Below are 12,278 nucleotides of genomic sequence, written 5' to 3'. Positions count from 1 at the left end.
TTCAGCACCACTGAGGCGCTGGTGATGCTGGCTCGCAAGCTTGCGCGGGTGGCATTCGCCTTGCTGAAAGGGCAAAGCGAATATCAGTCAAAGGTGAGTTGAGGGTTTCCCCTCAACCATAGAATCTCCCACATAAAGCAGCCGGCGATATAAGGTCAGGCCCCGTTCATCTGCATGAACGGGGCTTTTGTACGTAAAAAAGAATGTTTCTCAGCAACCCACGGCATAATGCGCGCCGTGATGATTATTTCGAACGAACAAGGCGAGCGACGTGTTGAAGAAAACCCTGTTCCAGTTGCACTGGTTTTTCGGCATCAGTGCCGGGCTGGTCCTGGCCCTGATGGGCATCACCGGGGCGATGGTGTCGTTTGAGGATGAGATCCTCAGCGTGCTCAATCCTTCTGTGTTGCAGGTCGAGAAGCAGGTTGCCGGCGTCCTGCCGCCCGCCGAACTGGTGGAAAAAATCGAGGGCGCCTCCGGCAAGAAAGTCGCGATGCTCTGGGTCGAGACCGACAGCGGCAACGCCGCGCGGGTGAGTTTCACCCCGCCACCGGGCGAACGCCGGGGCGAGATGCGCTACTTCGATCCGTACACCGCCCAGTTCATGGGTGAAGCCACCGGTCAGGACTTCTTCGGCCTGATGCTGCAACTGCACCGCTTCCTCGCCATGGGCGATACCGGGCGGCAGATCACCGGGGCCTGCACGCTGATCCTGGTATTTTTCTGCCTGTCCGGCCTGTACCTGCGCTGGCCGCGCCAATGGAAAAACTGGCGCGCCTGGCTGACCCTCGACTGGAAGAAAAAGGGCCGCAGTTTCAACTGGGACCTGCACTCGGTGGCCGGTACCTGGTGCCTGGTGTTTTACCTCCTGTCAGCGCTGACCGGGTTGTCCTGGTCCTATGAGTGGTACAACAAGGGCTTGACCCAATTGCTGTCCGACTCTCCGCAGAACGAGCGCGTGCGCGGCGGTCGAGGTCCTGCCCCAAGCGGCCCGGCGCCCACCGCCGATTACGCCGCCATGTGGAGCAGTATCTACAGCGCCGCAGGTCCGGCACTCAGTGCCTACAACATCCGCATGCCGCCCGTGGCCGGCCAACCGGCGACGGTCTTCTACCTGTTGAACTCCTCGCCCCATGACCGTGCGCTGAACCAGATCAGCCTCGATCCGGCCACCGGCCTCGTCAAACGGCATGACCGTTACAGCGACAAGAGCCTCAAGGCACAACTGCTGACCAGCATTTACGCGCTGCACGTGGGCAGTTACTTCGGCATCGTCGGGCGGATCATCCTGACCCTCACCGCGCTGACCATGCCGCTGTTCTTTGTCACTGGCTGGTTGTTGTACCTGGACCGTCGCCGCAAGAAAAAGCAGATCAAGGACGCCCGCAAAAACTTCGCGCAAACGGGCAACAATGCGCCAGCCTGGTTGATCGGCTTCGCCAGCCAAAGCGGCTTTGCCGAGCAACTGGCGTGGCAAACTGCCGGGCAATTGCAGGCGGCCGGCCTGCCGGTGAAAGTCCAACCCTTGGCGAATGTCAGCGAACAGGATTTGCGTGAATCCAGCAATGCGCTGTTCGTAGTCAGCACCTTCGGCGACGGCGAAGCGCCGGACAGCGCCCGCGGTTTCGAACGCAAGGTGCTGGGCCAGGCGTCGAACCTGGAAAGCCTGAACTACGCGGTATTGGGTCTCGGTGATCGCCAATATCACCACTTCTGCGGTTTCGCCCGACGCTTGCACACCTGGCTTGGCGAGCATGGCGGCAAGACATTGTTCGCCCCAGTGGAAGTCGACAGCGGCGACCCTTACGCCTTGCGTCACTGGCAGCAGCAACTCGGCCTGTTGACCGGGCAAGCACCGGTCGACACCTGGCAGGCGCCGAGCTACGACAACTGGACCCTGACCCGCCGCGAGTTGATGAACCCGGATAGCAGCGGCTCACCGGTGTACTTGCTGGGCCTCACCGCACCGACCACCAGCAGTTGGCTGGCGGGGGATCTGGTGGAAGTCCTGCCCCGCAATTGCCCGTGGGCAATCGAGCATTTCCTTGATGGCCTGGGTATTGAAGGCCGGGCGATGGTGACCTTCAATGGCTTGTCGCAACCGCTGGAGCACGCCCTCGCCAGCCGACAACTACCGGAAAACAGAACCCATCTGGTCGGCCTGCACGCTCAGGCACTGGTCGATGCACTGGTGCCGTTGGCCATGCGCGAATACTCCATTGCTTCGATTGCGGCTGACGGCATTCTGGAACTGATCGTGCGCCAGGAAATGCACACCGATGGCAGCCTGGGCATCGGCTCCGGCTGGCTGACCGAACACGCGCCGGTGGGGGGCACCATCAGCCTGCGAGTGCGGCGCAACAGCGGGTTCCACCTGCCGACCGAGCCGGTGCCGATGATCCTCCTGGGCAACGGCACCGGGCTGGCTGGACTGCGCAGTTTGCTCAAGGCACGCATTGCCGATGGGCAGCAACGGCATTGGCTGCTGTTCGGTGAGCGTCATCGGGAATACGACTATCTGTGCCGCGATGAGCTTGAGGAATGGCTGACTTCAGGCGATCTGGAGCGACTGGATCTGGCGTTCTCGCGGGATCAGGCCGAGAAGATTTATGTGCAGGATCGGCTGCGTGAGTCGGCCGATCTATTGAAGCAATGGCTGGCTGACGGCGCCGTGATTTACATCTGCGGGAGCTTGCAGGGGATGGCTTCAGGCGTGGATCACGTACTCAACGAAGTGCTCGGGATTGCAGAAGTCGACCGCCTCATCGAGCAGGGCCGCTACCGCCGCGACGTCTACTGAACCACCACAATCCCTGTGGGAGCGAGCCTGCTCGCGAAAGCGGTGGGTCAGACAACGACGCTGTTGAATGTGAAACCGCATTCGCGAGCAGGCTCGCTCTCACATTGGTTGTGTGTTGTTGGTGGAAACGGTCAGGCTGGCTGAAGCTTGCGCTCAAACACCGCCACCCCATCCAGATCCCGCAACACCACACTCATCTCCCCCGTCTGCCCATCGATATTCACCTCGCCAAAAAACTGGAACCCGGCAAACGGCGAGGTGTTCTGCGCCGGTGGTGCTTTCTCGAAAACCACCTCGGGCCCGAAGGTCTTGTCCAGCGGATTGGGTCCGAAGCTCCCGGCATTCAACGGCCCGGCCACAAATTCCCAGAACGGTTCGAAGTCCTGGAATGCGGCGCGGTCCGGGTGGTAATGGTGGGCTGCGCAGTAATGCACATCGGCCGTCAGGAACACGTAATTGCGCACCTGCTGCGCCCGTAAAAAGCCCAACAGTTCAGCGATTTCCAGCTCACGCCCCTGGGCCGGTCCTGGATCACCGTTGGCCACTGCTTCCCAGCGCGCGACACCGGGGCTGACTTCTCCGTCGGGGACGCCGAGGCCGATCGGCATGTCAGCAGCAATGACCTTCCATTGAGCACTGGAGGCTTTTAACGAAGCCTTGAGCCAGTCGAGTTGCTCACGACCGAGAAACGGTTTGGCAGTGCCGAGGTTGTCGTCATTGGCTTCGCGATAGCTGCGCATGTCCAGCACGAACACATCCAGCATCGGCCCGTAGCCGAGCTTGCGATAAATCCGCCCGCCGCCATCGGCGCTCTGCAAACGCATGGGTGCATATTCGAGCCAGGCCTGGCGGGCGCGACCGACCAGGCTGTGGATATCTTTGCTCTTGTAGCGCTCATCCAATTGCTTGCCCGGTGACCAGTTGTTCACCACTTCGTGGTCATCCCACTGCCAGATCTGCGGGACTTCGGCGTTGAAGCGACGGATGTTCTCGTCCATCAGGTTGTAGCGGTAGTTGCCGCGATAATCGTCGAGTGTCTCGGCGACCTTGCTCTTGGCTTCGCTGGTGATATTGCGCCACACCCGGCCGCTTTCGGTGGCCAGTTGCGCCGGCACCGGGCCGTCAGCGTAGATGGTGTCGCCGCTGTGGATAAAGAAGTCGGGCAGGCGCAGACGCATGGCTTCGTAGATGCGCATGCCGCCAATGTCCGGGTTGATGCCGAAGCCTTGGCCGACGGTGTCGCCGCTCCAGACAAAACGGAGGTCGCGCCGGGTTTGCGGCACGCTGCGCAAATGACCGAACCAGGGTTCGCTGGTGACACCGCTTTGGGCGTCTTCGAAATACACGCGATAGAAAATCGCCTGATCGGCCGGCAGCCCCGTGAGCTCGACCCGTGCGGTGAAATCGCTGCGCGCATCGGCCAATGGCGAGACGAAGCGGCGTGGGTTGCCAAACAGGCTGCGGGTGTCCCATTCGACCACCATCCGCGCCGGTCGGTCGCTGCGGCTCCAGATCATCGCCCGGTCGCCCATCAGATCGCCGGACTGCACGCCATCGGTGAGCTGCGGACGGTCCTTGACCGAGGCGATGACGGCCGGCGCCAGCCCTGGAAGCAATAGCCCGGCGCCGACGGCTTGCATGACACGGCGACGGCCGAGGTCGAATTCGCTCATGGTGTTCTCCCTGAAAAGGAAAACTAAAGCACGTGCGCATGAAACCGGTGTGACACCGCCCCCCCTGCAGGAGCGAGGCTTGCCCGCGAAGGCGATCTTACAGACACCTGTTTGTTGAATGTTAAACCGTCTTCGCGGGCAAGCCTCGCTCCTACAACGTGGTGTCAGGCTTTGGCGGGTTCGAGTGCCATCTCAACAGCTTCCGGCCGCTTGAGCAGCGCATACGCCACCGCCGTCAGCAGGCTCCCCGCCACAATCGCCAGCAGATACAACAGCGCATGATTGATCGCATTCGGGATCGCCAACACAAACAACCCACCGTGCGGCGCCATCAGTTTGCAGCCGAAATACATCGACAACGCACCGGTCAGCGCGCCACCGGCAATGCTCGCCGGAATCACTCGCAACGGGTCTTTGGCGGCAAACGGAATCGCCCCTTCGGAGATGAAACACAGCCCCAATACCAGCGCCGCTTTACCGGCCTCGCGCTCGGTCTGGGCAAATTTGCGCCGTGCGATAAACGTGGCGATGCCCAAGCCAATCGGCGGCACCATGCCGGCGGCCATGGTCGCGGCCATCGGGGCATAACTTTGCGAGGCCAGCAGCCCCACCGAGAACGCATACGCGGCTTTGTTGATCGGCCCGCCAAGGTCGACGCACATCATCCCGCCGAGCAGCACACCGAGCAGAATCGCGTTGGTGGTGCCCATGCTGTCGAGGAAGTGCGTGAGCCCTTCGAGCATGCCGGCCACCGGTTTGCCGACGATGTAAATCATCACCAGGCCGGTGAACAGGCTCGCCAGCAACGGGATGATCAGGATCGGTTTCAGTGCCTCAAGACTTTGCGGCAAGCGCGCATAACGATTGATCGCCTGCGCCGCATAACCGGCAATGAAACCGGCAATGATCCCGCCGATAAAACCGGCGCCCAGGGTGCTCGCCAGCAGGCCACCGATCATCCCCGGCGCCAGGCCCGGACGGTCGGCGATCGAGTAGGCGATGTAACCCGCCAGCAGCGGCACCATCAACTTGAACGCAGTCTCGCCACCGATCTGCATCAGTGCGGCGGCGAGTGTGCCTTCCTCCTTGAATGCGGAAATGCCGAACACGAACGACAAGGCGATCATCAGACCGCCCGCCACCACCATCGGCAGCATGAACGACACGCCCGTCAGCAGGTGTTTATAGACACCGGTCTTCTCTTGTTTGGCCGGGCCTTTGGCACCGGTCGACGCGGTTTCCTGCCTGCCTTCGGCCAGCGCTTTATTCAGCGTCGCCTCGGCTTGCTTCAACGCAATGCCAGTACCGCAACGGTAGATTTTCTTGCCGGCAAAACGCTCGGTGGCGACTTCGATATCGCACGCCAGCAGCACCACATCGGCATCGGCAATCGCTGCAGCGCTGAGTGGATTGCGCGCACCGACCGAGCCTTGGGTTTCCACTTGCAGGTCGTAGCCCAGACGCTTCGCCGCTTGCTGCAAGGCTTCGGCCGCCATGAACGTGTGAGCGACACCGGTCGGACACGCCGTGATCGCCACCAGGCGTGGCGCGTTTTGAACGGTGGTAGCAGGTTGCTCGACAGCTTCGGGCGCGACATACACCTGAGCTTCTTCAGCCCCGCGTCGTAGCACCGCTTCGACATCCTGCAGGGCATGCGCGGGCGTGCTCTGGAACACTTTCTTGCCGACGAATCGCGACATCTCCACCGGCGCACTGGTGACCAGTAGCACCCACTCGGCCGCTTCAATCGTGGCAGCCGACAGCTGACGTTCCGGATGCGCGGCATCGACCACTTCGACGCTGGTGCTCCAGCCCTGACGCTGGGCCGCTGCATCGAGCAAACGGGCGCACAGCACACTGGTGACCATGCCGTTCGGGCAGGCCGTAACAATGGCTAGTTTCATGACAAACCCTCTTATTGTTCTGTCAGGGTGCGGATGCGCACGCCCTGTTCGAGCCGCGCCAACTGCGCGACATCGCCAATTCCGAAACCGATCTGCGTGACCGCCATCGCGGCGATTGCCGTGGCGGTGCGCAGGGTCTGTTCAGGCGTGTCGGCACTGAGCAAACCGTGGAGCATGCCGGCCAGCAACGAATCGCCTGCGCCCACGGTGCTGACGACACTGACCTTGGGCGGCGTGGCGTGCATCGCCGAGCCGACACTGAACCAGTTCACGCCATCGGCCCCGTGGGAGATCACCACATGCTCGATGCCTTGAGCGTGCAAACGGCTCGCCGCTTCGGCTTGTGCCGCCACCGATATCACCTCGCAGCCCAGCACGTCGGCCAGCTCTTCAGTGTTCGGTTTGATCAACCACGGGCCGGCCTTGAGCGCTGCACGCAAGGCTTCGCCGCTGCTGTCGAGGGCAACGTTCAGACCGAGGTTTTTCAAACGTTCAATCAACGCCTGCAACCACTGCGGGCTTATCCCCTGCGGCAGGCTGCCGGCCACCACGACCGCGTCATGACCGGGCGCAATCTGCTCGAGTCGATCCAGCAGCGCCTGCTGAGCCGTCGCATTGACCATCGGCCCCGGACCGTTGATGTCGGTGATCCGCCCATCGTTTTCCGCCAGTTTGATGTTGCTGCGCGTCTCCCCGGGCACCCGGATGAACGCATCGACAAAACCGCGTTTGGCGAACAGGGTTTCGAACGCTTGAAGGTTGTCCTCACCGAGGAAACCGCTGACCGTCAGCTGATGGCCGAGGTCGGCGAGCACCTGCGCCACGTTCACGCCTTTACCGGCGGCGTGGGTGTGCATTTCGTCGCTGCGATTGACTTGGCCGGGCTCGAGGCGCGGCAACTGCACCGTCAAGTCCAGCGCCGGGTTGAGCGTCAGGGTCAGGATTTTGGCCATTACAGGGCCTCCACTAATGCGCGCACTTCATTGGCGCTGCCCACGGCCAGGGCCTGTTGGGCGAGAATTCTGGTTTGGCTGAGGCTGAGTTCGCGGATGCGTGCCTTGACCTCGGCAATGCTGCGACCGGACACGCTGAGTTCGTCCACGCCGAGACCGACCAGCACCGGCACCGCCAGCGGATCGGCTGCCAGCTCGCCGCACACGCCGACCCACTTGCCGTTGGCATGGGCCGCGCGCACGGTGATGTCGATCAGTTGCAGCACCGCCGGGTGCAAGCCGTCAGCCTGGGCCGACAAGGTTGGATGCCCCCGGTCGATGGCCAGGGTGTATTGAGTCAGGTCATTGGTGCCGACGCTGAAGAAGTCGACTTCCTTGGCCAGCACCGGCGCCAGCAAGGCCGCCGATGGCACCTCGATCATGATCCCCAGTTGCAGATCAGCCACCGGGATTTCCAGACGCAGACGCTCGGTCATGTCCCGCGCCTGGCGCCACTCATCGACGCTGCCGACCATCGGGAACATGATCCGCAACGGACGGTTGTCCGCTGCACGGAGCAAGGCGCGCAATTGCGCTTCCATGATCTGCGGACGCTGCAAGGTCAGGCGAATGCCACGCACGCCGAGGAACGGGTTTTCTTCTTTCGCAATCGGCCAGTACGGCAGTGGTTTATCGCCACCGACATCGAGGGTGCGAACCACCAGGGGACGACCGGCCAGGCCGTCGAGGACGCGGCGGTATTCGACTTCCTGGGTGGCCTCGTCCGGCGCCTGGGAATGGGCCATGAAAATCAGTTCAGTGCGCAGCAAGCCGATGCCTTCGGCACCCTGCTCCACCGCGCTGGTCACGCCGGCACTTTCGCCGATGTTGGCGAACACTTCGACCGCATGGCCGTCGGTGGTCAGCGCCGGTTGATGGCGTTGTTCGGCGGCGGCTTTCAGGCGTTGTTCGCGGGTGTCGCGTTCTTCGGTGGCGCGCTGCAAGGTTGCCGCGTCGGCGTCCACATGCAGGCGACCGCGCTGACCATCAATCAGCAACGGCGTGCCCGGCGCCAGCAGCAACACCGCCGCACCAGCGCCGACCAAGGCCGGAATGCCCAGCGCCCGGGCGACAATCGCGCTGTGAGCGGTCGCGCCGCCACGGGCCGTGAGAATGCCGGCCACACGGGTCGGATCGAGACGGGCAACGTCGGACGGGCCGACTTCGTCCATCACCAGAATGTACGGCTGATCGGGTTCACTCGGGGTTTCGACGCCGCTGAGTTGCGCCAGCACCCGACGACCGATGTCGCGCAGGTCGGCAGCCCGTTCGGCGAGCAAGGCGTCCTGCAACGATTCCTGTTGTTTGGCCGCCGCTTCAATCACCGCCATCCACGCCGCTTCAGCGCTTTCGCCTTGCTTGAGGCGGGTGTCGACTTCATCGGTCAATTCCGGGTCGTCGAGCATTTCCTGGTGGGTGATGAAAATCTCGCGGATGGCTTTGGATTTGCTGCGTTCGATCAGGCCTTCGATGTCGCGGCGCACGTGCACCAAGCCCTGCTTGAGACGTTCACGCTCAATGGCGGCAGACTCGCCACGCAACGGGTATTCGATGGTTTGCAGCACTTGAATGTGCGCCGGGCCAATGGCGATGCCCGGTGCAGCGGCAATGGCCTGGACCAGACTGCCGGACGCTGGCGCCAGGAGCACTTCGGCGACATCGGCAAACACCTCGCGCTGCTGGCTCACCGCGGGCAACGGCTCGACGTCTTCACCGAGGCCTTCTTCGATGGCGGCCAGCAAGGCTGGCAAGGCATCGGCGGCGATGCTCGGTTCAGCGACGAACTCCAATACCTGACCGCGCCGGGCGCCGAGGCTGAGCAGTTTGCTCAAGCTCTTCACCGACACGGCGCTGTCCTGGCCATCGACGATGCGCACGCGGATTTCGCCTTCAAAACTTTTCGCCAACTGCGCGAGGATCTTCGCCGGGCGGGCATGCAAACCGTGGGCGTTGGCCAAGGCAATGCGTGCGCTCGGCCAATCCGCCGGCAGTTCACCGCCCAGCACTTCGAGGACTTTACGGCTGCTGGTGGCGCGACCCAATTCATGGCCACGGCCTTCGATCAGCAGCGCACACAGGCGTTCGAGCAAAGCCTGATGCGCCTCGCCGAGGCTGGCCAGGCAGAACAGGCCACTGAGGGGCTGGCCGAGGTAGCGCATGGGCTTGTCCGGCGTGACGAACGCCAGGCCCGGACGCTTGACCGTTTGTTCGCTGTGCAGCCACCACAAGCCATCGCCCAGCGGCAGCGCTTCGACCTGTTGCAAGACGGCGGAGAACCCGTTACTCACGCAATCGGCCTGACGCAGCAAACGCGCACCGCGCCATACAAGTTCTTCGAAGTCATCGGCGGAGACACCAAGGCCGATCATTTGTGCATCCAGCGCCAGTTCCTGCGGTGCCCCTTGCAGCAGTTTCAACAAGGCTTCGGCGGAACTGGCGCGACGCAGGGCCTGGCCCAGGTCGGTTTCTCCGAGGGCACGGGTCAGCAGTTGCAGCAGTCGCAGGTGTTCATCGGATTTGGCGGCAATGCCGATCGCCAGGTAAACGATCTGGCCGTCGCCCCAGTCCACGCCTTCGGGGAATTGCATCAGCCGCACACCGGTGGAAAACACCTGATCGCGGGTTTCCGGCGTACCGTGGGGGATGGCAATACCTTGACCGAGAAAGGTCGAGCCCTGGACTTCCCGCGCCTGCAAACCGGCGAGATAACCCTCGGCCACCAGGCCATCGGTGACCAGATGCCCGGCCAGTAATTGCAAGGCTTCGGACTTATCCATAGCCGACTGGCCCATGGATATCTGCTCTATGGTGAGCTCGAGCATGCTTTCTCCTTTTTGGCGTCTGTGGGCGCCAGGTATTGTTTTGGATGATTCCAGCTTAGGCGCTTCGTCATCATTTTTGGCGGTTTCACGGCAGAACCGGCCAAATGCGCTTATAACGTAGAAAATACGCTTGCTGAAACGTTTAATCTAGAATGATTGGCACGTTACTCGATTATGTCCCATCCTTGAAGTCCAACTTGTCGGAAGCGTTGCGACAATGGTCGTCTGCCCGAATCGGGTAGGATTGTCGAAAATGTCGGGGCAAGCTCGAACAAACAAGGAAATCCCGAGTTGAAACTCAGTGATATCGCACAGTTGGCCGGTGTGTCCGTTACCACCGCCAGTTATGTCATTAATGGCAAGGCCGAGCAGCAACGTATCAGCAGTGCCACCGTCGAGCGCGTTCGTGCGGTCGTCGAACAACATGGCTTCACGCCCAACCCTCAGGCGGCGGGGCTGCGCAGTCGGCACACCCGCACTTTGGGCTTCATTCTGCCGGACCTGGAAAACCCCAGCTACGCGAGAATCGCCAAACTGCTCGAGCAAGGCGCCCGGGCGCGCGGTTATCAATTGCTGATCGCCAGTTCCGACGATGCGCCGGACAGTGAGCGGCAATTGCTGCAACTGTTCCGCGCCCGGCGCTGTGATGCCTTGATCGTCGCCAGTTGCCTGCCGGCCGGTGATGACAGTTATCGTCTGTTGCAGGCCAAAGGCATTCCGATCATCGCCATCGACCGGGTGATGGAGCCTGAGCATTTCTGTTCGGTGATCAGCGATGATCGCGAGGCCAGCCTGCAACTGACCCGCAGTCTGCTCGACCCGCTGCCCAAGCAAATCGCGCTGATCGGTGCCCGCCCCGAGCTGAGCATCAGCCAGGAACGTGCCGCCGGGTTCAAGGAGGCGTTAAGCGGGTTCAAAGGCGACGTGCTGATCGAGCACGGCGAATCGTTCAGCCGTGAGTGCGGCAAGCAGTTGATGGAGGAATTGTTACAGCGCCTTGGGCATTTGCCGGATGCGCTGGTGACCACGTCTTACGTGCTGCTTCAAGGCGTGTTCGATGCCTTGCACGACTTCCCGCTGAAAACCCGTCCGCTGCGCCTAGGCACCTTCGGCGACACGCAGTTGCTGGACTTCTTGCCGCTGCCGGTCAATGCCATGGCCCAGCAGCATCAGTTGATTGCCGACAAGGCGCTGGCGCTGGCGCTGGCCGCCATCGAGCAGTCCGACTACCAACCCGGCGTGCAAGCCATCGCGCGGACCTTCAAGCAGCGTATTCGCCAGGACTGAACCGTGGAGCTGATTGACAGCCACACTCATCTGGATTTTCCGGACTTCGACGAGGACCGCACGGCACTGCTCGCCGAAAGCCGCGCCCTCGGGGTACGGCGGATGGTGGTGCTGGGGGTTTATCAGGGCAATTGGCAGCGGGTCTGGGACCTGGTGCAAAGCGATCCCGACCTGCATGCGGCGCTCGGTTTGCACCCGGTGTACCTGGACCAGCATCGCCCTGACGATTTACTCGAACTCGGTGACTGGCTGACCCGCCTGGCGGGTCATCGGCAATTGTGTGCCGTGGGCGAGATCGGTCTGGATTACTTCATCGAAACCCTCGACCGTGAGCGCCAGCAGGCCTTGTTCGACGCGCAACTGCAACTGGCGGTGGACTTCAATCTTCCGGCGCTGATTCATGTGCGGCGCAGCCATGCCGCGGTGATTGCCACGCTCAAACGGTTTCGATTGAAACGCGCGGGCATCATTCATGCCTTCGCCGGCAGCAAGGAAGAGGCGCGCGAATACATCAAGCTCGGTTTCAAACTGGGCCTGGGCGGCGCCGCGACCTGGCCGCAGGCGCTGCGCATGCACCGCGTCCTCGCTGACCTGCCCCTGGAATCAGTGGTGCTGGAAACCGATTCACCGGACATGGCGCCCGCCATGTTTCCCGGTCAACGCAACAGCCCGGCGCACCTGCCGGCGATTTGCTCGGCGCTGGCCGGCATCATGGCGATCAGCCCCGAGCGATTGGCGGCCGCAAGCACGGCCAATGCCTGCGAGTTGTTCAACTGGTAAATCAGCCCTGCACAAAAACC

7 protein-coding genes and 1 pseudogene are annotated in these 12,278 nt (G+C 62.2%); 4 read left to right on the top strand and 4 right to left on the bottom strand.

What is annotated here, in order from left to right; genetic code table 11:
* Positions 1–102 (top strand): annotated as a pseudogene (locus FBY01_RS31965) (IS110 family transposase); the annotation flags it as partial.
* A 169-nt stretch (positions 103–271) separates the two neighbouring features.
* Entirely contained in the window at positions 272–2,800 is a 2,529-nt protein-coding gene (locus FBY01_RS24215) for a sulfite reductase flavoprotein subunit alpha (RefSeq protein WP_145309754.1), read from the top strand.
* Positions 2,801–2,931: 131 nt separating this feature from the next.
* Here the strand turns inward: FBY01_RS24215 and FBY01_RS24210 are convergent, their stop codons facing one another.
* The 4 genes from FBY01_RS24210 to ptsP form a co-directional block, all read right to left on the bottom strand.
* Positions 2,932–4,473 carry an alkaline phosphatase gene (locus FBY01_RS24210; RefSeq protein ID WP_102593602.1) on the bottom strand — a complete coding sequence of 514 codons (1,542 nt, stop codon included), beginning with the start codon at positions 4,471–4,473 and terminating at the stop codon, positions 2,932–2,934.
* 164 nt (positions 4,474–4,637) lie between these two features.
* Positions 4,638–6,377 (bottom strand): PTS fructose-like transporter subunit IIB, encoded by a 1,740-nt coding sequence (locus FBY01_RS24205; RefSeq protein ID WP_145309757.1) that lies wholly within the window; start codon positions 6,375–6,377, stop codon positions 4,638–4,640.
* Positions 6,378–6,388: 11 nt separating this feature from the next.
* Positions 6,389–7,330, bottom strand: coding sequence for a 1-phosphofructokinase (pfkB, locus tag FBY01_RS24200; protein WP_077747394.1), 942 nt, complete (start codon positions 7,328–7,330; stop codon positions 6,389–6,391).
* Entirely contained in the window at positions 7,330–10,191 is a 2,862-nt protein-coding gene (ptsP, locus tag FBY01_RS24195; protein ID WP_145309759.1) for a phosphoenolpyruvate--protein phosphotransferase, read from the bottom strand. The genes pfkB and ptsP overlap by 1 nt, the downstream gene beginning before the upstream one ends.
* Before the next feature lie 291 nt (positions 10,192–10,482).
* On the opposite strand from ptsP, the gene cra reads away from it, so the two are divergent.
* The gene (cra, locus tag FBY01_RS24190) at positions 10,483–11,478 is read left to right on the top strand and encodes a catabolite repressor/activator (protein ID WP_010463461.1); all 996 of its coding nucleotides are present in this window, start codon (positions 10,483–10,485) and stop codon (positions 11,476–11,478) included.
* 3 nt (positions 11,479–11,481) lie between these two features.
* Entirely contained in the window at positions 11,482–12,258 is a 777-nt protein-coding gene (locus FBY01_RS24185; protein ID WP_010463463.1) for a TatD family hydrolase, read from the top strand.
* Positions 12,259–12,278 lie beyond the last annotated feature (20 nt).

The organism is Pseudomonas sp. SJZ077 (genome assembly GCF_007993905.1).
GTDB classification, from domain to species: Bacteria; Pseudomonadota; Gammaproteobacteria; order Pseudomonadales; family Pseudomonadaceae; genus Aquipseudomonas; species Aquipseudomonas mandelii.
Note: the sequence above shows the minus strand (reverse complement) of the source record. Positions and strands in the feature narration are given on the sequence as shown.

Bases quoted from the DNA above. Each gene is read 5' to 3' on its own strand.
- FBY01_RS24210 (WP_102593602.1), bottom strand. From the start codon at position 4,473: ATGAGCGAATTCGACCTCGGCCGTCGCCGTGTCATGCAAGCCGTCGGC.
- FBY01_RS24205 (WP_145309757.1), bottom strand. From the start codon at position 6,377: ATGAAACTAGCCATTGTTACGGCCTGCCCGAACGGCATGGTCACCAGT.
- pfkB (WP_077747394.1), bottom strand. From the start codon at position 7,330: ATGGCCAAAATCCTGACCCTGACGCTCAACCCGGCGCTGGACTTGACG.
- ptsP (WP_145309759.1), bottom strand. From the start codon at position 10,191: ATGCTCGAGCTCACCATAGAGCAGATATCCATGGGCCAGTCGGCTATG.